Genomic DNA, 23,359 nt, shown 5'->3' with positions numbered 1-23,359 from the left:
AGACAATTGAATGATTTCTAATTTCTCTTCTACTGATTTTTGACTTCTTTTGGACATAGGAAAACTCCCCTTATAGTGTCTAGTGAATTTTTGTTTTTTCACTGTCTACTATATGGGGAGTATATCACTTATGTCCTAGCCTCTAATTTTATTTATTCCTATCCTTCAAAATCTCAATCGTTTCAATCTTGATATCTGTTTTTGGTTTGTCTTTTTCGTCTGTCTCGCTGGCAGCGATTTTATCCACAATGTCCATGCCTTCAATCACTTGTCCAAAGACAGTATAACCACCGTCAAGACTTGGGTTTCCACCTGTTTTGTAGGCTTCCTTGATTTTAGCAGGGTACTTGCTCGAATCTAGAGCTCCAGAAGCATCCTTAGTGTTTTGGTTGATGAAGAATTGGCTACCATTGGTATTTGGGCCTGCATTGGCCATGGATAGGGCGCCACGGATATTGTAAAGGAAGGCAGAAATTTCATTGTTAAAGCCATTTCCCTTGTCAATGCTCTTGTCCTTGCCAGCCCAGATGGATTCACCACCTGTTCCTGTGCCTTTTGGGTCCCCACCTTGGATCATGAAGCCGTTGATAACCCGGTGGAAGATAACACCGTTGTAGTAGCCTTCTTTGGCATGGGTCAAGAAATTCTCAACAGCTAAGGGAGCTTGTTCTGGAAAGAGTTTCAACTTGATGTCGCCTTGACTTGTCTTGATGAGGACAGCAGCTTCATTGTCTGCAATTTCAGTGGATAATTGCGGGAAGCTAGCGTCGGGATTGTTAATGGCGTAGGCTAAATCCTTGGCATACTGGCTAGATGCTGCCGTGTCTGAGCTGGATGCAGATGTTGAAGTGTTGGTTGACGAAGTCGAAGTTGTTGTGTTATTCGCACAAGCAGTGAGCACTAGGCTAGCAGCTAGGGCAAGTAATAGTCGTTTTTTCATAGGATTCCTTTCCTGTTTATGGATTAGTCCTATTGTAGCACGAATTGCTTTCTTTTTCAAAAGTCGGAGATGGGGGATATTATTTGTTAAGGATATTTGATATAATAATAGATAAAATAATGAAAGGCGGATGTAGATATGGAAATGTTTTGGTGGTTTCCTATTTGGTTTTGGATACCCTTTACGATGATTGTGGGAATTATCATATGGCGACTTAGTCGATCGCTCTTTGAAAGCCTGAGAAATAATGCTGCTCCCAAGGAAGTTGTTGCGGCCAAACTGATTGGCAAGCGGACGCATGTGAATGGAAATGAGCGAGCTTATACCACTTACTATATGACCTTTGAGTGTGAGAATGGAGAGCGCAGAGAATTTCGGGTAAAAAGTGATATTTATGCTTTATCCGCCGAAGGCGACAAGGGAGAATTGACTTTCCAAGGCACGCGGTTCCTTGGTTTCAAGAGGAGATAGCCTGTAAGCTATCTGTTAGACTATAGACGATGGAGTAGTGTATAATAGTGGACGACTGACAGTTAGGGCTGTCGTCTTTTTAAAAAGGAAATGAGGAAATAAGATGATTAAAGCATTGGACATTTATCTAGTGACAGACGGAAATGGGGCAGAAGCGGTGGAATTTTACAAGGAGGCTCTTCAAGCAGAAGTGATTTCTTCTCTCACATGGGGTCAACAAATTCCAGATTGTCCAGAGGACCGTGCCCACTTGCTGATGAATGCCCAGCTGAAAGTGGGTGAGCAACGCTTGATGATTTCAGATGAAAATCCTGACATGGACTACAAGCATGGCTATAATATGACGGCGACGATTATCGTAGACAGTGTAGAAAGTGCAAAAGAGATTTATGAAAGATTAAGCCGAGAGGCCCGTCAGGTTCATTTGGAGTTGCAGGAAACCTTTTGGAGTCCTGCCTATGCGAACTTGGAAGATAAGTTTGGTATGATGTGGCAGATTTCAACGGAGGTAGGATAAGGGATGACAGCCGAAAAGCAAGTAAAAGACCTCTACAAAGATCATGCCCGTATGCCCTATATTTCACCGGAGCGTGACCTAGCGATATGGCTCTTAGATGCAAAGCCAGTTCCTAAGCGCAATATGGAGCCACTAGCAGAGGGGCTGTTGGCGGGTGACATCATTCTCTTGTGGCGGATTCAGTTTGATACCTTTACCAATGATTCTGTATTTCCTAAGTATTTTGAATATACCTATGGGATTGACGCACCCAAGCATTTGGAGAAGTTGGTGGAAAATGGCTACGCCTATTTGGAAACCGCCTTTGATTCGCTAGATCATCTCAATGCGACCATGAAGAAAAACATTCTTAAAGCAAAGGGTGTCGCAGGCCTGTCCAAGATGAAGGCGGCAGATCTGGATGTGGCTCTGAAAGAGCATTTTTCAGAAGAAGAACTATCCCAAACCTTTGCTGTCCGTGGCTATAAATTGACAGCTAAAGGAGAAGCCGCATTAGTAGCAAATCCCGAGGTCATTGACCGCCACCCTAAAAAGAAATTCTAAAACGAACTGACCACAGTGATTCGTTTTTTTGAGATATGATATAGTGAAAGAAAAGGAGAACAAAACCATGCAAAAACGATTGATGCGAGATATGAGAGATGTCAAAATTGCAGGAGTCTGCTCAGGGATTGCCAAGTATTTTGGGATTGATCCAACGTTGGTTCGTGTAATCTGGGGGATTTTGGCCGTTGCCTACGGATTTGGGATTATCCCTTACTTAATCTGCTGGTGGGTGATGCCGATTGATAATGGCCAAGATGATGATCAGGAGATCATTTTTTAAGAAAAGCTGATGTCATTTTTATGTTACAATAAGATGACAGAAAACACAGATAGATGACAAGTATTTCTGTTTGTAACAGTCAAAATACAGTTTCGTGAAAAAGGCTTAAAAAGCCTTTTTTGTTTTCAAAATTATGGTAAGATGTCTCTAGTACAAATACAAAGAAAAGGAAGAATTATGTCTTTAACATTAACTAAAAAAACACTTTTATTTTCAACCCTAGCTCTTTCGCTTTTTACCGCGACAGCCCAGGCAGATGAATTGGCTCCAATATGGACAGCGCGTTCTGTGGAAGAAATCAAGGCTGATATGATGGCGCATGCCGATAAACAGACCTATGTTATCAAGTATGGGGATACGCTCAGCGCTATTGCTCAGGCCTTGAACGTTGACATGACAGTCTTAGCCCAAGTCAATCAAATCGCCAATATCAATCTTATCTTCCCAGATACGACTTTAACAGTGACGACTAATTCTCAGGAAGAAGTCACTTCGATTGAAATTCAAGCTCCTCAAAGCGAAGAAACAGAAGATACAGCATCAGCAACTGTAGACTTAGATAAACAGCAAGTAGTTGTTGACAATCAAGTAATTCCAATTGAAGATGGGACAGCGCAAACAGAGGTACCTTCAACAGATGCTACGCCATCAGATTCAGGAGAGGCAACAGCTCCTTCAAATCCAGCACCAGCTGATCAACCAAGGGCTGAACCAGCACCAGCTACAGAGGCACCTGTCGCACAAGCACCAAGTGCAGAAATACCGCAGACCGTCGCTCCAACGCCAGCTGTTCCAGCAACCAATGCGTCAGACTTTGCAAGCATTGCAGCTGCAAATCCAGTCAATGCTGGACTTCAACCACAGACAGCAGCCTTCAAAGAAGAAGTAGCCAGCATATATGGAATTACTTCGTTTAGCCTCTACCGTCCAGGTGACAGTGGAGACCACGGTAAAGGTCTCGCAGTGGACTTTATGGTGGGAACTAATGCGGGACTAGGAGATCAGGTTGCCAGCTACGCGATTCAGCAAATGGGCAATAAAAACATTTCCTACATCATTTGGAAACAACGCTTTTATGCACCGTACCCAAATATCTACGGGCCAGCCAATACTTGGAATCTGATGCCTGACCGCGGTAGCATCACAGAAAACCACTATGACCATGTTCACGTATCGATGAATCCTTAAAGTTATAGACTAAACAGCCCCAATGAGCCTTGCTTGTTGGGGTATTTTTGCGATTTGTAGAACACTAGACCTACTCGTAAAGTATGGTATAATAGAGACATGGCAAAACAAAAAATGACAAAAAAAGGACGGACAACGAGACGTCCGACAAAGGCTGAATTGGCCCAACAAGAAAGAATCAAATCCCTCTTATTCCGCTTTTTGGTGGTTATTTTTCTCCTTTTTGCAGCAAGCAAGCTAGGAGTATTTGGTATGACTGCTTATAATCTCTTCCGTCTATTGGTCGGAAGTGCGGCCTACGTGTTCATTGGAGCTCTGCTCACTTATGCAATATTTTCGAAAATAATAACGCAACGTGAAGGCATGGTTTCTGGATTCTGGCTTGTATTTACTGGGATTTTATTGGAATATCAGGCATATTTTGATTTGAGCTACAAGGGAAAAGACTTGCTCAACCACACTTTTAAACTCGCCTTATCTGACCTTTCAGCGTTTCAGGTGAAAGAATTTTTGGGAGGTGGTCTTATTGGTGGGGGTCTCTATCTCCCTGTTTCTTTTTTATTCGCAGCAATTGGCACCTTCTTTATCGGGGCTCTGCTCATTCTCTTTGGGCTATTTTTCATGAGTCCTTGGTCTGTCTATGATGTAGCAGATGGTCTGGCTCTTTTACGAGAAAAATCTCAAGAACGGGCAGTCATTCGTGCAGAAAAACGGGCGGAAAAAGCAGCAGAAAAAGAAAGGCTCAAGGCCGAGGAAGAAGCGAGACGTTTGGAAGAAGCCGCTCAAGAACTTGAAGCCGCTCAAGAAGAAGCAATAGCTCTTGCTCAAGTAGAGTATCCGACGTTTGATGTAGAAACGGGAGAAATACTGGACGAGGAAGAACATGAAATCCTGATTCTAACAGAGGAGCGTGAGCCTTTCTTTGAGGGGGAAGAATTTCCTGTGTTACTGGCTGAAGACGAGGTAGAAGAGCAGGAAGTAGCAGACGATGTGACAGAGGACATTGCCCTGGACTTTAAACCTAAAGCTAAGCCGGCCTACAAGTTACCATCGATTGACCTCTTTGCTCCTATCAAGGTCAAAAGTCAGGCAAATGAGAAGAAAATTGTCCGTCAAAATATCAAGGTCTTGGAAGACACCTTTGCGAGTTTTGGCATCAAGGTGGTGGTTGAGCGGGCTGAAATTGGGCCGTCTGTGACCAAGTATGAGGTCAAGCCAGCAGTTGGTGTGCGGGTCAATCGGATTTCTAATCTAGCAGATGACTTGGCTCTTGCCCTTGCAGCCAAAGATGTCCGAATTGAAGCCCCGATTCCAGGAAAATCCATGGTCGGTATTGAAGTACCCAATTCGGAAGTGACTATGGTACCCTTTAGGGAATTGTGGGAACAGGCTAAGACATCCCCAACCAAGCTTTTAGATATTCCCCTTGGAAAGGCCGTCAATGGCTCTGTTCGTTCTTTTGACCTCGCCCGCATGCCCCATTTATTGGTGGCAGGTTCAACTGGTTCGGGGAAATCCGTTGCAGTTAATGGTATCATTGCCTCTATTTTGATGAAGGCTGGGCCAGACCAAGTTAAATTTATGATGATTGACCCTAAAATGGTCGAATTGTCGGTCTATAATGACATTCCGCACCTTCTGATTCCCGTTGTGACCAATCCTCGTAAAGCTGCGCGAGCTCTGCAAAAAGTCGTGGACGAGATGGAAAAACGTTACGAGCTGTTCAGCCATTTAGGTGTACGTAATCTCGAAGGCTACAATACAAAGGTGGCAGATTTTAACCGCAGTTCAGAAGAAAAACAGATTCCACTGCCCCTCATTGTCGTGATTGTCGATGAGTTGGCAGACTTGATGATGGTAGCAAGTAAGGAGGTGGAAGATGCCATTATTCGTCTAGGACAAAAGGCACGCGCGGCAGGAATTCACATGATTCTAGCGACCCAACGTCCGTCCGTTGATGTTATCTCTGGCTTGATTAAGGCTAATGTCCCGTCTCGAATTGCCTTTGCCGTTTCAAGCGGAACGGACAGTCGTACCATTTTGGATGAGAATGGGGCGGAGAAACTACTGGGACGAGGCGATATGCTCTTTAAACCGATTGATGAAAATCACCCTGTCCGTCTGCAAGGTTCCTTTATTTCTGACGATGATGTGGAAGCGATTGTCAGCTTTATTAAGAATCAGGCAGAAGCAGACTATGATAAATCTTTTGATCCTGGAGAAGTGACAGAAGGTGACTTTGAAAGTGGGACAGGTGATAGCAATGGAGATCCGCTTTTTGAGGAAGCGCGAGCCCTTGTTGTTGAAACACAAAAAGCTAGTGCTTCGATGATTCAGCGCCGTTTGTCGGTCGGATTTAACCGTGCAACGCGTCTAATGGAAGAGCTGGAAGCTGCGGGTGTGATTGGGCCTGCAGAAGGTACGAAACCAAGAAAGGTATTGGAAAATCAATGATGAAGTTAGACGAGGTGCATCACATTGCAATTATCGGTAGTGATTACCAAAAAACGAGGGAGTTTTACGTTGATAAGCTAGGCTTTGAGCTAGTAGACGAGCATATACGACCAGAAAAGCGAGATATTCTTTTTAACGTCCGCAAAGGAAATCTAGTGCTTGAAATCTTTATCAAGCCAGATGCACCGTTAAGACCTATCCTGCCCCAGCCTGAGCATACTGGTCTGCGCCACCTCGCTTTTAAGGTTATAGATGTCGAAAGCTGTTTGAGGGAGTTTGACACCTTACAGATTCCTTATGAACCCTTACGCTATGACGACTATGACGGCCGCAAAATGGCCTTCTTCTTTGACCCAGACGGCTTACCTCTGGAGATACATGAATGAAGAGGTTGGGACAAAAGTCCAACCCTAAGTATAAAAAAGCGAACAAAACTAGTTTTCTACCCCTCAGAATTCTATTTTGTTCGCTTTTTGTATCTAATTTATCAATTTGAAGATTTGATGATAAAGAATTTCAAAAATCAAAATCTTTTTGTCCCAACCTCTTCACGAGCCTTGAAATATGAGAGCGAGTAAGTCCAGTGGCCTGTTGCTTCATTGCTCCTAAAAAGTAGGAGACCTGCTTAGTTGATGGTTATATGACGTTGTGACCTCCTATTTTTGTTGAAAAAAATTCCCTTATTTCATGCTAATACTAGCCGATTTAATAGTTAGTAGTCAAAAAAGTCCTACTTTACAGTCTTTGTGAAATCAGCTAGAATGAATATATCTTAGAAATGGAAAAGGGGATACAGTATGTCCAGTAATTTAGATATTTTTAACCGCTACAATCAAGGTTTGATTGTAGGAGATTTTGATGCCGTATTTGCGACAATGGCAGATGATATTATATGGCATCAACCGGGGAAACATAGTTTATCAGGAACAATCAGTGGTAAAGAGGCTCTAGGAGTTCACCTAGCTCAGTTTGCCCAAAGAAGTAACGGAACCTTTCGTGTCTTGACCAATTGGGTGACAGAAAATGCTGATTTCATCGCTGCAAATGTCACGTTCCAAGCGGAACGCGGTGAAGAAGTTCTAGACATGAATGGAATTGATCTATTCCGTATTGAAAATGGGAAAATCCAAGAAGTTTGGCTCTTTTCATCAGACCAAGCTGTTGAGGATGCCTTTTGGGGTTAGAAAGTCTCAGAGCTTCCTGTAAAATATAGTGAATGGAATAAAGGTTAGGACATCGTTAAGTCGCTTTGATGAATGCCGGTTCTATCTGTAGCTTCTTTCCTTGTCCTATTCCCTTCTCAATCCACTATAGACAAAGGAAAGGAGTCAAAACCATGTCAGAACCATCTTCAAACAACGTCAATTCATATGGTATCTGTCCCTTTTCGACAACGCAGAGAGTCTTAAATGGAAAATGGGTCTTGATCATCTTGTACCACATTAGCACTGGTTCCAAGCGTTTCAATCAATTGCAACGTCTGATTCCAGATATTAGCCAGTCTGTTTTGAGCAACCATTTAAAACAGCTTGAAAAAGATAAATTGGTGGAGCGTACAGTCTATGCAGAAGTACCACCGAGGGTAGAATATGGGCTTACAGAGATAGGAGAGAGTTTTCGCAAAGTGTTGGATGAAGTCGAAACGTGGGGCGCTAGCTATTTGGCGTTACTTGAAAGAGAGCAACAATAAAAAAGGAGTTGAGCAAGTCGCTCAACTCCTTTAATAGAATGTGTATCAACTCTTCATCGTAAAGAGTGCAATAATGAGAGCTAAATATAGGAAGAAGGTCAGAATAAAGCCTGAACGCCAGAAGAATTTAAAGAAGCGACGGTAGGAAAATTTCCGCGTTTTAAATAGAAGAAAACAAACGATAGCCAGCACCAAAATGGACAAGGCCAAGATGAGCTGGGGCAAAAGGCTGTGGTAGTAGACCTTATCTGAAATCAGATAAAATTCAAATGCCAGAATAGGAAAGGCAATATCAGCAAAGTTCCAGCCTTTCTTTTGCAAATGAAATACTTTCACAGCGGTAACAGAAACAATGAGCGAAAGTACAAGAAATAAAATCGAAGCAATTTTCAAGAATATCATAGCCTTATTCTATAAAAAAAGTGAGAAAAAGTAAACATAAAACTTGATTTTTTGCGAGAATACTGTATAATGAGAAGGTATGTGAAAAATCACATTCTTGTGGGAGGTAAAAATCTGTAATTACCGCAAAAACCACAATAGGAGGATTTAAAGATGGCTAAAAAAGTCGAAAAACTTGTAAAACTTCAAATTCCTGCGGGTAAAGCTACTCCAGCTCCACCAGTCGGACCAGCACTTGGTCAAGCAGGGATCAATATCATGGGATTCACTAAGGAATTCAACGCTCGTACCGCTGACCAAGCTGGTATGATTATTCCGGTTGTCATCTCAGTATACGAAGATAAATCATTTGATTTCATCTGCAAAACACCACCAGCTGCTGTTCTTTTGAAAAAAGCTGCAGGTGTTGAAAAAGGTTCAGGCGCACCAAACAAAACAAAAGTTGCAACAGTTACTCGTGCACAAGTACAAGAAATTGCTGAAACTAAAATGCCAGATTTGAACGCTGCAAACCTTGAGTCTGCAATGCGTATGATCGAAGGTACTGCTCGTTCTATGGGATTCACTGTTGTTGACTAATCAATAACGCCCCACAACCCGCAAGACTTCATCATTTCTGATGAGTGACGTGGGAGATGAAAATCGATATGACCACATTACAAGGAGAATAAAAATGGCTAAAAAAAGCAAACAAATGCGTGCTGCACTTGAAAAAATTGACAGCACAAAAGCATACAGCGTAGAAGAAGCTGTAGCTCTTGCACAAGAAACGAACTTTGCAAAATTTGACGCAACTGTAGAAGTTGCTTACAACTTGAACATTGACGTTCGTAAAGCAGATCAACAAATCCGTGGCGCAATGGTATTGCCAAACGGAACTGGTAAAACGTCACGCGTATTGGTCTTTGCACGTGGTGCAAAAGCTGAAGAAGCAAAAGCTGCTGGTGCAGATTTTGTTGGTGAAGATGACCTCGTTGCAAAAATCAACGGTGGTTGGTTAGATTTCGATGTTGTAATCGCAACACCTGATATGATGGCACTTGTTGGACGTCTTGGACGTGTCCTTGGACCACGTAACTTGATGCCAAACCCTAAGACTGGTACTGTAACCATGGATGTTGCAAAAGCGGTTGAAGAGTCTAAAGGTGGTAAAATTACTTACCGTGCTGACAAAGCAGGTATTGTACAAGCTATCATCGGTAAAGTGTCATTCAACGCCGATCAATTGGTTGGAAACTTCAAGGCTTTCCACGATACAATTGTTAAAGCAAAACCAGCTACAGCAAAAGGTACCTATATCACAAGCTTGACGATCACCACTACTCAAGGTGTTGGTATCAAGGTTGATCCAAATTCATTGTAATAAATAAAAAAAGTCTTATCGCTTGATTAAGGCTTTTTGTCTGCAAAACTGTATCACCTATCCCATGTTCTTCAACTTTCCCAATTCTGCCCTCCTGCTGCTCTGCTTTGTTTCCAAGCAACATTCGTTTCGATTACCTGCGGTTTCAAGAAGGCTAGTCTGGTAGGCTCTATCTTCAAGTGCCTTTCCTCAACTATTTTTGCTGTTCATTGTGTATGATGTGAATTGTTAGGGAGATCAGTCATTTATTACTCATCAAAAATCAAACTCTGATGTCGTTAACTCGCCTTGCCTAATAAGATTTTGATTTTTATAGAGCCCAGTTTGTCAAATTAAGTTAGACTCTTTAAAACAACTCAGAAAAACGTGTAGAGGAGTTTGATAGTATTAGTTTATAAAACACTATTTTATACTAATTTAGTTATAAATAGTATGGATGAATAAGTGGTTACATATAAAATAAGACGCGATCGAAGCGAGCATTTAAAAGATATTTCCCGATATAGTGGTATCCTAGACAATACTGTTGTTCGTGTCTAGGACGGGATTTTTGAGACCTTTGTCTCAAAAATGAGGGATGAAACTCCGTAGGAGGTTGAAATAGTTCGGGGAACTATTTCAATCGGGAAATAGCAAAAGAGACTAAATGTAAACGAAATGACTGTAACAGTCCTATCTGTAAGTGATAAATAGAAACTAAACATATTAGGTCAAATAATTGACAATTTTCCTAAAATTCTATAAGGTAAATAAGAAGAAAACGAAAGGAATGAAGGACAGATGACAGAGTATGTAAAACCTCAGGTATGGTCTTGGGAAGGTGAGAAGGATGAGCGAAGTGGTAACCGTCCGACAGCGGGGATTCGCTTTGAACAGGTTTTGCCACGCGGGGAACAGCCCTTACAAGTCTACTCGCTTGGAACTCCAAATGGCATCAAGGTAGCCATTATGCTGGAAGAGCTAAAGGAATTAGGAGTGACAGAGGCAGGCTATGACCTCTTTCTCATCAATATTGGCAAAGGCGATCAATTTGGCTCAGATTTTGTGGGCATCAATCCCAACTCCAAAATCCCTGCCCTCGTGGACCAGTCAGGGGATGAGGAGGTGAAAGTCTTTGAATTGGCTCATATTTTGCTCTATTTGGCGGAAAAATATGACAAACTCCTCCCGAAAGCTGTGCATACGAAGATAGAAATGATGAATTGGCTCTTCTGGCAAACAGGGGCAGCACCATTTGTCGGAGGTGGTTTTGGACATTTCTTCCATTATGCACCTACTGCGCAAGAGTACCCGATTAACCGCTATACCATGGAAACCAAGCGTCAGTTGGATCTGTTGAATCAGTTGCTAGCAGGGCGTCCATATATCGCAGGTGACGACTACAGCATTGCAGATATTGCTATCTGGTCTTGGTATGGGCGTCTGGTAGAAGGCAAGCTCTATCCAGGTTCCGCAACATTTTTAGATGTGAATTCCTATAAACATCTTAAAGCTTGGACCGAGAAAATTGCCGCTCGTCCGGCAGTGCAAAGGGGACTGGCAGTTGAGTATAAGAGTATTGGGAAATAGTCTTAGCCATGGCTTTGCAAGTCCTTGTTATTAGGTATAGAAATAGTAGAAAGAAAGTTGGGGTTTCCCAATTTTTTTTGTTGGAACACTTGATGCAGCCATGGATGGACTATGAGGTAGCGAGTTCCGATTTTACAAGTTGGGTGTAAAAGGTTATAATAAGACATCAGACAGATAGAAAGGGAAGAGAGGACGAATATGGAGGAACATAAAACAACAGAACAGACCCAGCAGCAGGCAAGCATGGCTAAGGGGCTAGCTTGGCTAACAGCCGGAAATTTTATCAGCCGTTTGCTTGGTATTGCCTATATTATTCCTTGGTATATGTGGATGGGGAGCCATCGGGCAGAAGCCAATGCTCTTTTTAACATGGGCTATCAAGTATATGGGAACTTCCTGCTGATTTCAACAATTGGGCTACCTCCTGCGGTGGCCAAGCAGATTGCCAAGTACAACGTGCAAGGGCGACAGGATATTTCCTACTACATAGTCAGAGAGTTTTTAAAACTCATGCTGATTTTAGGGGTGGTCTTTGCAGGGATTATGTTCATTAGTTCTCCAGTCTTGGCTGAATGGTCGGGAGCAAAAGAGGAATTAATTCCTGTTATGTATAGCTTGGTTCCTCCCCTCTTTATTTTCCCAGCCATGAGCATCATGCGTGGTTTTTTCCAGGGGCATCATGATATGAAACCCTATGCTATTAGTCAAATTGTGGAGCAGATTGTTCGTGTTATTTGGATTTTAGGAGCGACTTTCTACATCATGAAATTGGGGTCAGGAGATTATCTTTCTGCGGTGACCCAGTCGACCTTCGCTGCTTTTATTGGAATGATTGCTAGTGCTGGAGTATTGATTTATACGCTTTATAAAGAAGGTTTCATTGAAAAAATCATGAAGGCTAAGCCTGCAGGTGATACAATTCACATAAAACCGCTGATTCTAGAGACAATGAAAGAAGCGATTCCTCTCATTATTTTAGGTTGTGCCATTCAGATTTTCCAGATGGTGGACCAGCTGACCTTTGTCAATACCCTTCTTTGGATTACCGATTATACAAGAGACGAATTGTTGGTGTTTTCAGCCTATATGACCTCTAATCCAAGTAAGATTACCATGTTGATTATTGGGATCTCTGTCTCAATTGCTGCTGTGGCGATTCCGATGGTGACAGAGCGTTTTGTACAAAAGGATATGAAAGGGACTGCGGATTTAATCGTCGACAATATCCAGCTCTTTTTCCTCTTGATTATTCCAGCCATCGTAGGAGCAGTAGTTATCGCACGGCCGCTCTATAGTGTCTTTTATGGTCCTGCGGAGAATCAAGCGATCTATCTCTTTATCATCAATCTTCTCTTAATTTTCATTCAAGGCTTGTATTCATTGGTGGGGGTACTGATTCAGGCGATTTTCCAGAACCGGAAAGCGATTTGGTATTTCTTCATCGGTTTAGGGGTAAAACTGGTTCTTCAACTCCCAGCCCTATATGTATTCCAGATTTACGGTCCTCTAGTGTCGACTGCGGTTGGCTTGACCGTTTCGGTGATTTTATTTGACCGTCGCATCAATCAAGTCCTGCCGATTTCGCAAAGGCGCTTATGGAAAGATATTCGCAAGATTCTGGTGATTTCCCTTATTATGGGAATGGGGGTTTGGCTGGTGGAAACAGGTCTTAGCTTGATTGTTCCTGTAACAGGCTATGTATCAAGTGCGATTCATGTGGGAATTTCAGGTCTTGTCGGCATTCTGATTTTTGGAATCTTGACCTTGAAGACCCGCCAATTGGACAAATTGATAGGCAGTCGAGCAGTTCTCTTGCGTAAAACATTACATATTTCATAGAAAAGTCTCCTGCGAGAGATTTTTCTTTTTTATCTGCGGGTTAGACTACATAAAATGAACAATTTATGATAAAATGATAAGGACAGAATAGAGGAGTAGGATGATGAAACCAAAATATGAACGTATTCTTATAAAATTATCTGGGGAAGCTTTGGCAGGTGAACGTGGGGTTGGGATTGACATTCCAACCGTTCAAAAAATGGCGCAAGAAATTCAAGAAGTGGCTAGCTCAGGTGTTCAGATTGCATTGGTAATCGGTGGTGGAAATCTTTGGCGTGGAGAGCCAGCAGCAGAAGCGGGTATGGATCGTGTGCAGGCAGATTATACAGGGATGCTTGGTACAGTGATGAATGCCTTGGTCATGGCAGACGCCCTTCAACAGTTTGGTGTGGATACACGTGTGCAGACAGCCATTGCCATGCAATCCGTCGCAGAGCCTTACATTCGTGGTCGTGCCTTGCGCCACTTAGAAAAAGGAAGAATCGTGATTTTTGGTGCAGGAATTGGCTCCCCTTACTTTTCAACGGATACAACCGCAGCCCTTCGTGCAGCTGAGATTGAGGCAGATGCCATTTTAATGGCAAAAAATGGTGTAGATGGTGTCTACAATGCCGATCCTAAGAAAGATGCCAACGCTGTCAAATTTAACGAACTCACCCATCGTGAAGTCATCAGCCGTGGCTTGAAAATCATGGATGCAACGGCCTCTACCCTATCAATGGACAACGATATTGACCTTGTGGTCTTTAACATGAACGAGCCTGGCAACATCAAACGTGTTGTATTTGGAGAGCAAATCGGAACAACGGTTTCAAATAACAAAGAAGTAAAATAAAGGAGATTTTATGACAAAAGAAATTATTTCAAAAGCGCAGGAGCGCATGGCGCAGTCGCATCAAAGTTTGGCGCGTGAATTTAGTCACATCCGTGCAGGTCGTGCCAATGCGAGCTTGCTAGACCGCATTTCAGTTGAATACTACGGAGCAGATACACCGCTCAATCAACTGGCAGGGATTACTGTTCCAGAAGCGCGTGTTTTGTTGATTACCCCATTTGACAAGTCTATCTTAAAGGATATTGAACGTGCGCTTAACGCTTCTGACCTTGGTTTGACCCCACAATCTGACGGTACAGTCATTCGCTTGGTTATTCCAGCCTTGACCGAAGAAACTCGTAAAAACTTGGCCAAAGATGTGAAGAAGGTCGGAGAAAATTCTAAGGTAGCTATCCGTAATATCCGCCGCGATGCGATGGACGAAGCTAAGAAAGCTGAAAAGGCCAAGGAAATTGCCGAAGACGATTTGAAATCACTTGAGAAAGAGATTCAAAAAGTGACAGATGATGCCGTTAAGAAAATCGACCAAATGACTGCTGAGAAAGAAAAAGAACTCTTGGAAGTCTAAGGAAAGCTATGGGCGGGGAAAAATCCCTCGGCCCTTTTGGCGTTATAGGGCCATTGATGAAATAGCTGGAGAAATGATCTATAAGATGGAACCCAAAGCTCATCTTGTTTGTGGTATCTGCCAGTAAAAATAGAAAGAACGATATGAACCAATTATTAGCAACCTTTATCACGGGTCTAGTGACTGATGAAAATAAGGAATTTTACTATATCCAAAAGGAGGGGTTGACCTTTGCCCTTGCAAAAGAAGAGGGAGAACATCAACTAGGTGAGTCTGTCAAAGGCTTTGCCTATACTGATATGAAGCAGAAACTCCGTGTGACGACCAAAGAAGTAGCAACCACCCGCACTAGTTTTGGCTGGGGAGAGGTGACCGAAGTGCGCCGGGACCTCGGTGTCTTTGTCGATACGGGCTTGCCTGATAAACAGGTGGTAGTGTCTCTTGATGTCCTGCCTGACATCAAAGAGTTGTGGCCAAAGAAAGGGGACAAGCTCTATGTCCGCTACGATGTAGATAAAAAAGACCGCATTTGGGCCTTACCTGCCTTCCAAGAGGATTTTCAGCGTTTGGCTGGACCTGCCTATGACAATATGCAAAATCAACATTTGCGGGCCATTGTCTATCGCCTGAAATTGAGTGGAACCTTTGTCTATCTGCCAGATAACAATATGTTGGGCTTTATTCACCCAAGTGAGCGATTTGCAGAGCCACGGTTAGGTGAGGAGTTGCAAGTGCGTGTCATTGGCTACCGCCCAGTGGATAGGACCTTGAATTTGTCTGTCAAACCACGTTCTTTTGAGATGTTGGAAAATGATGCGCAGATGGTATTGACCTATTTGGAGAGCACTGGAGGCTTTATGACCTTAAATGATAAATCATCTCCAGAAGACATCAAGGCTACCTTTGGCATTTCAAAAGGTCAGTTTAAAAAAGCGCTGGGGGGCTTGATGAAGGCTGGAAAAATTAAGCAGGATGAACTGGGGACAGAATTGGTCTAGGTAACCCCTTTTGGTCTGCCGTTCGTTATAGAAAATAGTAAAGAAAGATAGGAGATAGAGAGTGAAGAAACTTGTAGCATGGTGTTTGGTGCTGATCGTATCCACAGTATCAGCCCCTGTTTGGGCAGATGAATTGATGGATATTACGCGAGCAGCAGGGTATGATGTCAAAGAAATCAACCGTCCTAAGTCATCGATTATCATTGATGGAAATACTGGAGATATCGTTTGGCAAGATAATCCTGATGAGGTGCGTGATCCGGCTAGTATGAGTAAGGTCATGACCCTGTATTTGGTCTATGAAGCCATGAGTCAAGGCAAGTTTAACGAAGATACAGTGATTACAGCGACAGCAAATGACCAAGCAATTGCAGGAATCTATGAAATCTCCAATAACAATATTGTGGCAGGTGTGAACTATACCGTTGGCGAATTGATTACGATGACCGCTGTTCCGTCTTCCAATGCGACCACGGTGATGTTGGCCAATTATGTTTCAAATAATGATCCAGATGCCTTTTTGGATATGATGAATGCCAAGTCACAGGAGCTGGGGATGACCAACACCTATTGGTCGAATGCCAGTGGAGCATCTGCAGCTTCCTTTAAGGGCTACTATAATCCAACCCGTTATAATCACAATGCTCCCAACCAGACAACAGCAAGGGATTTGTCCATTCTCGTCTATCATTTTTTGAAAAATTACCCAGGGATTTTGGAGCATACCAAGGATCCTGTTGTGACAGTAAAAGCAGGAACGCCTTACGAAGAAACCTTTGAAACCTACAATTATTCACTACCTGGTGCAAAATACGGGATTAAGGGTGTGGATGGTTTGAAGACGGGTTCTAGTCCGCTTGCTGCTTTTAACTATATTGCAACCATTAAACGAGGGGAGCAACGTCTCATCAGTCTAATTATGGGAGTTGGTGACTGGTCTGACCAAGACGGGGAATACTATCGACATCCATTTGGGAATGCCTTGATTGAAAAAGCCTATAAGGATTACGACTACAAAAAAGTATTGAGCGCAGGTAAGCAGACCATCAATGGTCAAACCTACAATCTACCGTCAGATTTTTATGCGACGGTGCGTCGTGGAGAAGAGCCAACCTACACTGTTGATAATAATCAACTGCGGGTCAACAATGGACTAGAGTCTGTCAGTCCTTTGATTTCAGATAGTATGACAGTTGAGCAGGCAGAAGCAGGGATAGATTTAACAGCTACAAATAGCACTGAAGCTGGCTTGAATAAGTTGAACTCGATTGATTGGAAGGGATTGGCACGTACTTACTGGTATGTTGTCGTCATTCCTCTAGTGCTGATTGGTTTGGCTTTACCACTGATATTGGCAAAACGGAAGAGTAAGAAACGCCGTGAGCAAATGGAAGAACGTGGTATTTCTCGGTCACGTCGCCGTCGTAGAAGATAGGGGCGCTATGAGAAAGAGCTTTTATAGTTGGCTGATGACCCATCGTAATCCCAAAAGTCAGGAAGCGGTGGCTGTCTTAGCTGATTTAGTCTTTGAGGAATCAGATTTTCCCAAGCAGTCAGATGAGTTTGACCAAGTGAGCCGTTTTTTGGAAGAAGAGGCAAGTTTTAGTTTTTCGATGTCAGACTTTGACCGCATTTGGGAGGAGTATGTGGCGCATTGATAATCAAGACCATAGCGCTGAAAAGGAAAAGGGGAACTTGTGCAGTAGCTTTTTGAGAGAGTAGAGGTTGTATCCAGCAAGGTTTATGATGTTCCCATTAGGGTATCTGTCTGTTTAGAAGAGCCTGGACGAAGTGCTTACATTCCCTATTTATCCCCAAGGAGCTTCCGCCGATCGTTCTGTTCAGATAGCTAGCTCCAACTGTGCTTGCTGAATAGAACCGACCTTGCGAATGCCCTGCCCTCATTCTCGTTTCCCTTTTTAGGCTTGTAAAAAATGTCTTTTAGGCATTTTTTTGATATAATGGAAAAAAGAGCGATAAAGGAGCAAGCTATTGCAAGAACATTCAATTGATATTCACCTTTCTCACCCAGATGATATGCTGAGCTTATTTGGGTCCAATGAACGTCATCTGAGGCTGATGGAGCAGGAATTGGAGGTGGTGATTCATGCCCGAACAGAGGTGGTGCAGGTGATTGGGGTGCCATCTGATGTGGAGTTGGCACGTTTGGTCATCCAATCCTTACTCGTTTTGATTAACCGTGGTTTGACGATTCAATTGCCCGATGTGGTAACGGCTATTTCCATGGCTAAAAATGACGAGATTGAGAAATTTGTTGCCTTGTATGAAGAAGAAATCATCAAGGACTATTCTGGTAAGCCTATTCGTGTCAAGACCTTGGGGCAAAAATTGTATGTGGACAGTATCAAGGACCATGATATTGTCTTTGGGATTGGACCAGCTGGGACGGGGAAAACCTTCCTTGCAGTGACACTTGCCGTTACAGCTCTTAAGCGTGGTCAAGTCAAGCGCATTATCTTGACCCGTCCTGCGGTAGAGGCAGGAGAGAGCCTTGGATTTTTACCGGGGGACTTGAAAGAAAAGGTCGATCCCTATCTTCGTCCAGTCTATGATGCCCTCTATCAGATTTTAGGAAAAGACCAGACGACGCGGCTGATGGAGCGTGAGATTATTGAGATTGCCCCCTTAGCCTATATGCGTGGTCGGACCTTGGAAGATGCCTTTGTCATCTTGGATGAGGCGCAAAATACGACCATTATGCAGATGAAGATGTTTTTGACCCGCCTTGGTTTTCATTCCAAGATGATTGTGAATGGCGATAGTAGCCAGATTGACCTGCCACGCAATGTCAAGTCTGGTTTGATTGATGCGACTGAGAAATTGAAAAAAATCCCGCAGATTGACTTCGTGCATTTTTCTGCCAAGGACGTTGTTCGCCACCCTGTTGTTGCTGAAATTATTAGAGCTTATGAGCCGGAAGATGAGAAGTAAAAAGAACTGTTGTCAGTCAGATTGAAGAAAAAGTCTATTTTGACTCATTTTCCTCAATCTTTTTTTCTTTTGCTAAAAAATATAAAAACTCTTAGAAATACTGCTATGTCAGTATTTTTAAGAGTTGCTTTAAGATGATATTCACACGTTGAATTTGCTATTTTTCTGTCACTTAGAGGATCTGTCTACGTTCTGAAAGAACTGTTGCCAGTTCTTTTTTTATACCAATTCATCAATGCTTGTGTAGTCTTGGTTTAGACCAGCAGCGACAGCTGGATTGGTGATGAACCCTTGATAAGTAGTCACTCCTTGTCGGAATCCAGCATCTTCTAAAATGGCTTCTCTGAAGCCCTTATTTGCCAGTTTACTAATATACGGCAGAGTTACGTTGGTCAGTGCAATGGTAGAAGTACGGGCAACAGCTCCAGGGATATTGGCAACAGCATAGTGAAGGACACCGTGTTTTTCGTAGACAGGTTCATCGTGGGTTGTGACGAGATCTGCCGTTTCAACAACTCCACCCTGATCGACTGCCACATCTACAATGACAGAACTTGGACGCATTTGTTTGACCATATGTTCGGTGACTAATTTTGGTGCTTTTGCTCCGGGAAGCAGCACCGCTCCAATCACGACATCTGCATCTTTAACACTCGCTTCAATATTAAATGGGTTAGACATCAAGGTTTGAATTTGATTGCCAAAGACGTCCTCTAAGACAGACAGGCGCTTAGCGCTGATATCTAAAATAGTCACCTGAGCTCCGAGTCCTAGTGCAATTCGCGCTGCATGTGTGCCGACCACGCCACCACCGATGATGGTGACTTTGCCTTTCGGAACACCAGGGACGCCACCTAGAAGCACACCAGAGCCTCCTTCTTGTTTGGTAAGGAAGTGGGCGCCGATTTGGACGGCCATCCGACCAGCCACCTCACTCATGGGAGTCAGAAGTGGTAATTGACCATTGTCTGTTACGGTTTCATAGGCGATTCCCGTTGTTTTGTTTTTTAGCATGGCATCTGCCAACTCAGGTGCAGCAGCCATGTGAAGATAGGTGAAAAGAATAAGGTCTTCGCGAAGAAAGCCGTATTCTTCAGCCAAAGGCTCCTTGACTTTCACGACCAATTTGCTCGCCCAAACCTCAGCAGCTGTCGCAAGAATCGTCGCACCTTGCGCTTCGTAATCTGTATCTGCAAAGCCAGAACCTAGTCCAGCACCTGTTTCAATCACAACTTGGTGCCCCTGCGCCACCAAACTTTGCACACCAGCGGGTGTCAATGCTACACGATTTTCATTGTTTTTAATTTCTTTTGGAATACCAATTAGCATAGGGAACCTCCTTTTTTCTATGTCCTTAGTGTATATGAAAACGCTTAGAAAATCAAGTGGAACTTGGAGATATCAGATATTTCAAGGAATGATGAGGGTGAAAGCTATAAGGTTTCTCGTGAGACTAACAATAATCAGTTAGAGCTGAATTGGCTTCCTTTTCCTAAAAATGATAAATATTTTGCAAAAAATACTCATTGTGAAAAGGAATTGCGAATAAATAGGAAGACAGGATATGGTCTCCCAACGTGATGATCTGACTCATTCTTCATCATTAAAATATGGAATTCGTTATCAAATGCTCGTATCAAGAGTTTTCTTGGTTTCATTTTTCAATGGGGAGCAGCATTTCCTCATGGATCTAAAACGATTTGCGTTCCTTGAAAACTGAATACCAACCACTATCCCGATTAGCGTGCCTATGGATAAAAGAGAAATAAGGGTGGTGTAGTAGCTAGAAAAGGATATCTAGCCCAGGCACATCACGCAAAAGCATGACACAAGGTCATAAGCTGAAGGAGTTCGCAGTACCTAGACTAGAAACTGTGTGTCAAAAATACCGATGAGAAGATACGTCTTCTTGCAGCACGGCGTAAATCGCCTTTGATTCGCTAGGAGGAAAAAATATGAATCAAATAAAAAAGGATACTGAAGTCACATTAGCTGACTTACGCAAACTAGGTCAACGAGGCGGAGTAACCGCCCGTCTCGTGGACGGACGCACCGTGAAATTACATCCACGCTTTGGAACAATTTCACAAAAAGGGTACATTGCTGGCACAGTTGAAATGGTCGAGGCTGTTTATGACTATGCTCACTTACAGCCGCTAATCCGCACCATCATGTCTCAAGGAGTCCTTATCGCTAGACGAGAGGGGCATGGAACTAAAAGCGTTTTACGGCTTACAGGAAAAGGATATCACAAATAAAAAAATGCCACAAAAGATGAGTATGTTATGTTATAATAAAACTGTAAAAAGGAAAGTGGGTAAACAGATGAAAAAGTCAATGAAAGAACAAATACAGGCCATTTTTAAAAACAAAAAAGTGATTGCTGGATTGGTCGCAGGTGTTGTGGTGTTGGGGACAGGAGGCTATGTCCTCTCCCAACCTGCCTCAAAGCCTGCTTCTGCTCCAAAAGTCGAACAAGGTACATCAAGTTCAAGTGTAGACAAAGAAGCTGAGCTGATGAAGAAAGCTGAAAAAGCCGTTAAACTCCTTGAGGATAATCAAGTCAAAGAAAATGTCTCACCAGCTGAGACTGCCGTTAAAGGCTTAAAAGCAGGAGACTCAAAAGACAAATTGACCAAACGGATTGACGCTGTAAAAGCGAATATGGCCAAGAAAGAAGCTGAGGCGAAGCTCGCAAAAGACGCAGAAGCAGCTGTCGCAAAGTTAGAGGCTGAACAAGTCGATGGAAACATCCAACCAGCCCAAACCGCAACGGATAAGGTCGTAGATAAAACGACAAAAGGCAAGCTCCAACACCGCATCAACTTAGTGAAAGATGCGATTGCAGCCCGAGCAGCTCAGGCGGCTGCCCAGGCACAGGCTCAAGCGCAAGCACAGGCTGAGGAGGAAGCTCGAGCAGCCGCAGAAGCCCAAGCAGTGCAACAGGCACAAGTGCAAGAACAACCTGCCTATCAAGCGCCTGCGCAAACAACAGGAGGAGATTATACTCCACCAGCGCAAGCTCTTGCCCAACAACCCCAACAAAAATTGACGCAAGATCAAATTCAACAACAAGTTGATGATGCAGCAGCTAACTTTAACAATGGAACGTATGATTATTAAACAAAAAGACAAGTCACGTACTTGTCTTTTTTGATGTTCAAAGGAGACCATATGATTTCACCTCGCTCTCCCTCAAGGAGAAAATAGAACAGACAGGTAGCTGACAGCTACTTTTTTTACTTTAAAAAAAGAAAAGGAGAAGATTAGATGAATTATTCTCAAACTCCTTCTTACCGCAATCGCAAAAAGAACGGTAAGAAGCGATTGAAACGCACCCTTGCTTTGATTAGTGCAGGGGTGGCTCTTACAGGGGCGGGAGTTTCAACACTCGTCCCGCAAGCACCATGGACTCAAGGCGTCGTCCAGGCAGCTGAAATCCAGCACGGACAACAGATTGGAACACTCAATAATGTTCCCGTTGTGAAAGCCAACACCGCAAATATGGCTTCGCCTGAGTTTCAGGCTCTCGTTGATTCCCTTGTCGCAGACAAGAACCTAGCTTCTGTCAAGTATGTCGCAGACCAAATCCAGTGGAATGCCAACTCAGAGGTAAGGGGAGTGGGTGGTGTACAGACGGGGCCTCTGGGGACCTTCTTTGGCACAAATATCCTGCATCCTCTGAAACAGGATGGCTTTACCAAAGAGGATATTGGCGGCTTTCTAAACCCAGGCCAATCCCTTGCTGTGACCAATGTCGGAACAGTGACGGACATTGAGACAGGTGAGAAAATACCTGTTGATTTAATTATCAAGCACGTAGATGCAGAACATGGGGCTGATGGTTGGTCTAACAAAGATATCGCTATGGCCATTAAGAACCAAGGCTCTGTTATCACGGTTGGAGTAGCTGTGACAGCTGGTGGCGGGCTCTCATCTGGTTCAGGTGGAATTTCTGAGGATGGCAGTGTAACAGGGGGGCTCCCACTTGGGACAGGCCGTCCTGCAGGTTATATTGAAAAAACAACCTATGTAGCTGGTCTAGTAAGACAGGATAACAAGCAACCTATCCCGAACGAACAAGTTCTGATGGCCATGAAGGTATCGGACATTGATGCCAGACAACGGGCAACACTAGATTCACAAGGCGCTCTAGCCTATATCGTCGGACCTGATACAGACCTTTCGATTTCAGGTGGCGGACTCGTTACAGGCTCTTCAAGAGCCACCAATGCGGATTCTACCAAACTCTTACCAACAGCTTATGTCGCCTTGAAGCAGTTAAACTCCAATGCGGTGTCCTATGAATATACGGACGGACGTAGGGAACACTTTGACATTGTTACAGGTCTTTTCGGAAATACGGGCTTTACTGTCAATGCGGATTCAAAAGGATCTGTGACCATTCAAAAGACAGGTACAGCTTCAGGCAGCACCATGTGGAACAAGCTCTATACCTTGAAAGGTAATAGCTTCCGTCTCACTGATAAGAAGACAGGCAAGACCTTTGAAGGAACAACTGATGAGAAAGGAACGGTGACATTAACCGATATTCCTTTCGGAACCTATACGGTGGAAGAAATCACAGCTTCCCCAGGCTTCCAAAAGACCTTCAAAACGCAAGACATTACTCTTGATGCCAAAACGCCGAAAGTAAGTGTTAATGGCAAAGATGATCAGCTCATCACAGTGAATGGCACAAACGATGAAATCACAGGTAAAATCAAGATTGTCAAAAAAGGAACAG

25 protein-coding genes are annotated in these 23,359 nt (G+C 43.3%); 22 read left to right on the top strand and 3 right to left on the bottom strand.

Going from position 1 to position 23,359, the window contains the following annotated elements; genetic code table 11:
* Positions 1–148: 148 nt before the first annotated feature.
* Positions 149–940 (bottom strand): peptidylprolyl isomerase, encoded by a 792-nt coding sequence (locus tag E4T82_RS11360; protein ID WP_135182904.1) that lies wholly within the window; start codon positions 938–940, stop codon positions 149–151.
* Positions 941–1,126: 186 nt separating this feature from the next.
* Here E4T82_RS11360 and E4T82_RS11355 point away from each other — a divergent pair, with 186 nt between their 5' ends.
* The 9 genes from E4T82_RS11355 to E4T82_RS11315 all read left to right on the top strand — a co-directional run bounded on the left by E4T82_RS11355 (position 1,127) and on the right by E4T82_RS11315 (position 8,086).
* A complete protein-coding gene (locus E4T82_RS11355; RefSeq protein ID WP_245167501.1) occupies positions 1,127–1,411 on the top strand; it encodes a DUF2500 domain-containing protein in 285 nt (94 codons plus the stop codon).
* 103 nt (positions 1,412–1,514) lie between these two features.
* The gene (locus E4T82_RS11350) at positions 1,515–1,928 is read left to right on the top strand and encodes a VOC family protein (RefSeq protein ID WP_135182902.1); all 414 of its coding nucleotides are present in this window, start codon (positions 1,515–1,517) and stop codon (positions 1,926–1,928) included.
* 3 nt (positions 1,929–1,931) lie between these two features.
* Positions 1,932–2,471 carry a hypothetical protein gene (locus E4T82_RS11345; RefSeq protein ID WP_135182901.1) on the top strand — a complete coding sequence of 180 codons (540 nt, stop codon included), beginning with the start codon at positions 1,932–1,934 and terminating at the stop codon, positions 2,469–2,471.
* Between the two features lie 67 nt (positions 2,472–2,538).
* Complete coding sequence (locus E4T82_RS11340; RefSeq protein WP_135182900.1) at positions 2,539–2,754, top strand: PspC domain-containing protein; 216 nt, start codon at positions 2,539–2,541, stop codon at positions 2,752–2,754.
* A 177-nt stretch (positions 2,755–2,931) separates the two neighbouring features.
* Complete coding sequence (locus tag E4T82_RS11335; RefSeq protein ID WP_135182899.1) at positions 2,932–3,942, top strand: LysM peptidoglycan-binding domain-containing protein; 1,011 nt, start codon at positions 2,932–2,934, stop codon at positions 3,940–3,942.
* A 99-nt stretch (positions 3,943–4,041) separates the two neighbouring features.
* The gene (locus E4T82_RS11330; RefSeq protein ID WP_135182898.1) at positions 4,042–6,396 is read left to right on the top strand and encodes a DNA translocase FtsK; all 2,355 of its coding nucleotides are present in this window, start codon (positions 4,042–4,044) and stop codon (positions 6,394–6,396) included.
* Positions 6,396–6,782 (top strand): SMU1112c/YaeR family gloxylase I-like metalloprotein, encoded by a 387-nt coding sequence (gene gloA2 / locus E4T82_RS11325; protein WP_135182906.1) that lies wholly within the window; start codon positions 6,396–6,398, stop codon positions 6,780–6,782. The genes E4T82_RS11330 and gloA2 overlap by 1 nt, the downstream gene beginning before the upstream one ends.
* A gap of 411 nt (positions 6,783–7,193) precedes the next feature.
* The gene (locus E4T82_RS11320; protein WP_135182897.1) at positions 7,194–7,580 is read left to right on the top strand and encodes a nuclear transport factor 2 family protein; all 387 of its coding nucleotides are present in this window, start codon (positions 7,194–7,196) and stop codon (positions 7,578–7,580) included.
* A gap of 152 nt (positions 7,581–7,732) precedes the next feature.
* Entirely contained in the window at positions 7,733–8,086 is a 354-nt protein-coding gene (locus E4T82_RS11315) for a winged helix-turn-helix transcriptional regulator (RefSeq protein WP_135182896.1), read from the top strand.
* 45 nt (positions 8,087–8,131) lie between these two features.
* Here the strand turns inward: E4T82_RS11315 and E4T82_RS11310 are convergent, their stop codons facing one another.
* Positions 8,132–8,488 (bottom strand): DUF3397 domain-containing protein, encoded by a 357-nt coding sequence (locus tag E4T82_RS11310; RefSeq protein WP_135182895.1) that lies wholly within the window; start codon positions 8,486–8,488, stop codon positions 8,132–8,134.
* A gap of 153 nt (positions 8,489–8,641) precedes the next feature.
* Here E4T82_RS11310 and rplK point away from each other — a divergent pair, with 153 nt between their 5' ends.
* The 10 genes from rplK to E4T82_RS11260 all read left to right on the top strand — a co-directional run bounded on the left by rplK (position 8,642) and on the right by E4T82_RS11260 (position 18,612).
* A complete protein-coding gene (gene rplK / locus E4T82_RS11305; RefSeq protein ID WP_135182894.1) occupies positions 8,642–9,067 on the top strand; it encodes a 50S ribosomal protein L11 in 426 nt (141 codons plus the stop codon).
* 94 nt (positions 9,068–9,161) lie between these two features.
* Entirely contained in the window at positions 9,162–9,851 is a 690-nt protein-coding gene (gene rplA, locus E4T82_RS11300; protein WP_135182893.1) for a 50S ribosomal protein L1, read from the top strand.
* Between the two features lie 780 nt (positions 9,852–10,631).
* A complete protein-coding gene (yghU, locus tag E4T82_RS11295; RefSeq protein WP_135182892.1) occupies positions 10,632–11,420 on the top strand; it encodes a glutathione-dependent disulfide-bond oxidoreductase in 789 nt (262 codons plus the stop codon).
* A gap of 198 nt (positions 11,421–11,618) precedes the next feature.
* Positions 11,619–13,259 (top strand): putative polysaccharide biosynthesis protein, encoded by a 1,641-nt coding sequence (locus tag E4T82_RS11290; RefSeq protein WP_135182891.1) that lies wholly within the window; start codon positions 11,619–11,621, stop codon positions 13,257–13,259.
* A gap of 100 nt (positions 13,260–13,359) precedes the next feature.
* Positions 13,360–14,094 (top strand): UMP kinase, encoded by a 735-nt coding sequence (pyrH, locus tag E4T82_RS11285; RefSeq protein ID WP_167753625.1) that lies wholly within the window; start codon positions 13,360–13,362, stop codon positions 14,092–14,094.
* A gap of 10 nt (positions 14,095–14,104) precedes the next feature.
* On the top strand, positions 14,105–14,662 hold the full coding sequence (frr, locus tag E4T82_RS11280; protein ID WP_135182890.1) for a ribosome recycling factor: 558 nt from the start codon (positions 14,105–14,107) through the stop codon (positions 14,660–14,662).
* A gap of 143 nt (positions 14,663–14,805) precedes the next feature.
* The gene (locus tag E4T82_RS11275) at positions 14,806–15,660 is read left to right on the top strand and encodes a CvfB family protein (RefSeq protein WP_135182889.1); all 855 of its coding nucleotides are present in this window, start codon (positions 14,806–14,808) and stop codon (positions 15,658–15,660) included.
* A 61-nt stretch (positions 15,661–15,721) separates the two neighbouring features.
* Positions 15,722–17,095 (top strand): D-alanyl-D-alanine carboxypeptidase family protein, encoded by a 1,374-nt coding sequence (locus E4T82_RS11270; protein WP_135182888.1) that lies wholly within the window; start codon positions 15,722–15,724, stop codon positions 17,093–17,095.
* Positions 17,096–17,102: 7 nt separating this feature from the next.
* Entirely contained in the window at positions 17,103–17,318 is a 216-nt protein-coding gene (locus tag E4T82_RS11265) for a YozE family protein (protein WP_135182887.1), read from the top strand.
* A 334-nt stretch (positions 17,319–17,652) separates the two neighbouring features.
* Positions 17,653–18,612 carry a PhoH family protein gene (locus E4T82_RS11260; protein ID WP_135182886.1) on the top strand — a complete coding sequence of 320 codons (960 nt, stop codon included), beginning with the start codon at positions 17,653–17,655 and terminating at the stop codon, positions 18,610–18,612.
* A gap of 219 nt (positions 18,613–18,831) precedes the next feature.
* Here E4T82_RS11260 and ald read toward each other — a convergent pair whose 3' ends face one another.
* The gene (gene ald / locus E4T82_RS11255; RefSeq protein ID WP_135182885.1) at positions 18,832–19,941 is read right to left on the bottom strand and encodes an alanine dehydrogenase; all 1,110 of its coding nucleotides are present in this window, start codon (positions 19,939–19,941) and stop codon (positions 18,832–18,834) included.
* Between the two features lie 626 nt (positions 19,942–20,567).
* Between ald and E4T82_RS11250 the strand changes: the two genes are divergently transcribed.
* The 3 genes from E4T82_RS11250 to E4T82_RS11240 all read left to right on the top strand — a co-directional run.
* Positions 20,568–20,870 carry a hypothetical protein gene (locus E4T82_RS11250; protein WP_135182884.1) on the top strand — a complete coding sequence of 101 codons (303 nt, stop codon included), beginning with the start codon at positions 20,568–20,570 and terminating at the stop codon, positions 20,868–20,870.
* Positions 20,871–20,949: 79 nt separating this feature from the next.
* Positions 20,950–21,735 carry a hypothetical protein gene (locus tag E4T82_RS11245; protein WP_135182883.1) on the top strand — a complete coding sequence of 262 codons (786 nt, stop codon included), beginning with the start codon at positions 20,950–20,952 and terminating at the stop codon, positions 21,733–21,735.
* A gap of 147 nt (positions 21,736–21,882) precedes the next feature.
* On the top strand, positions 21,883–23,359 hold a 1,477-nt coding region (locus E4T82_RS11240), incomplete at its 3' end, for a prealbumin-like fold domain-containing protein (protein ID WP_228065151.1).

The organism is Streptococcus cuniculi (assembly GCF_004570575.1).
GTDB lineage: Bacteria > Bacillota > Bacilli > Lactobacillales > Streptococcaceae > Streptococcus > Streptococcus cuniculi_A.
The sequence above is the reverse complement of the archived record's forward strand: the minus strand, read 5'-3'. Positions and strand labels throughout refer to the sequence as shown.

Coding starts and splice junctions, on each gene's coding strand:
- yghU (WP_135182892.1), top strand. CDS start 10,632: ATGACAGAGTATGTAAAACCTCAGGTATGGTCTTGGGAAGGTGAGAAG.
- E4T82_RS11340 (WP_135182900.1), top strand. CDS start 2,539: ATGCAAAAACGATTGATGCGAGATATGAGAGATGTCAAAATTGCAGGA.
- ald (WP_135182885.1), bottom strand. CDS start 19,941: ATGCTAATTGGTATTCCAAAAGAAATTAAAAACAATGAAAATCGTGTA.
- E4T82_RS11360 (WP_135182904.1), bottom strand. CDS start 940: ATGAAAAAACGACTATTACTTGCCCTAGCTGCTAGCCTAGTGCTCACT.
- frr (WP_135182890.1), top strand. CDS start 14,105: ATGACAAAAGAAATTATTTCAAAAGCGCAGGAGCGCATGGCGCAGTCG.
- E4T82_RS11265 (WP_135182887.1), top strand. CDS start 17,103: ATGAGAAAGAGCTTTTATAGTTGGCTGATGACCCATCGTAATCCCAAA.
- E4T82_RS11350 (WP_135182902.1), top strand. CDS start 1,515: ATGATTAAAGCATTGGACATTTATCTAGTGACAGACGGAAATGGGGCA.
- gloA2 (WP_135182906.1), top strand. CDS start 6,396: ATGAAGTTAGACGAGGTGCATCACATTGCAATTATCGGTAGTGATTAC.
- E4T82_RS11355 (WP_245167501.1), top strand. CDS start 1,127: ATGATTGTGGGAATTATCATATGGCGACTTAGTCGATCGCTCTTTGAA.
- E4T82_RS11310 (WP_135182895.1), bottom strand. CDS start 8,488: ATGATATTCTTGAAAATTGCTTCGATTTTATTTCTTGTACTTTCGCTC.
- E4T82_RS11330 (WP_135182898.1), top strand. CDS start 4,042: ATGGCAAAACAAAAAATGACAAAAAAAGGACGGACAACGAGACGTCCG.
- E4T82_RS11275 (WP_135182889.1), top strand. CDS start 14,806: ATGAACCAATTATTAGCAACCTTTATCACGGGTCTAGTGACTGATGAA.
- E4T82_RS11320 (WP_135182897.1), top strand. CDS start 7,194: ATGTCCAGTAATTTAGATATTTTTAACCGCTACAATCAAGGTTTGATT.
- rplA (WP_135182893.1), top strand. CDS start 9,162: ATGGCTAAAAAAAGCAAACAAATGCGTGCTGCACTTGAAAAAATTGAC.
- E4T82_RS11315 (WP_135182896.1), top strand. CDS start 7,733: ATGTCAGAACCATCTTCAAACAACGTCAATTCATATGGTATCTGTCCC.
- E4T82_RS11250 (WP_135182884.1), top strand. CDS start 20,568: ATGAATCAAATAAAAAAGGATACTGAAGTCACATTAGCTGACTTACGC.
- E4T82_RS11290 (WP_135182891.1), top strand. CDS start 11,619: ATGGAGGAACATAAAACAACAGAACAGACCCAGCAGCAGGCAAGCATG.
- E4T82_RS11345 (WP_135182901.1), top strand. CDS start 1,932: ATGACAGCCGAAAAGCAAGTAAAAGACCTCTACAAAGATCATGCCCGT.
- pyrH (WP_167753625.1), top strand. CDS start 13,360: ATGATGAAACCAAAATATGAACGTATTCTTATAAAATTATCTGGGGAA.
- E4T82_RS11245 (WP_135182883.1), top strand. CDS start 20,950: ATGAAAGAACAAATACAGGCCATTTTTAAAAACAAAAAAGTGATTGCT.
- E4T82_RS11335 (WP_135182899.1), top strand. CDS start 2,932: ATGTCTTTAACATTAACTAAAAAAACACTTTTATTTTCAACCCTAGCT.
- rplK (WP_135182894.1), top strand. CDS start 8,642: ATGGCTAAAAAAGTCGAAAAACTTGTAAAACTTCAAATTCCTGCGGGT.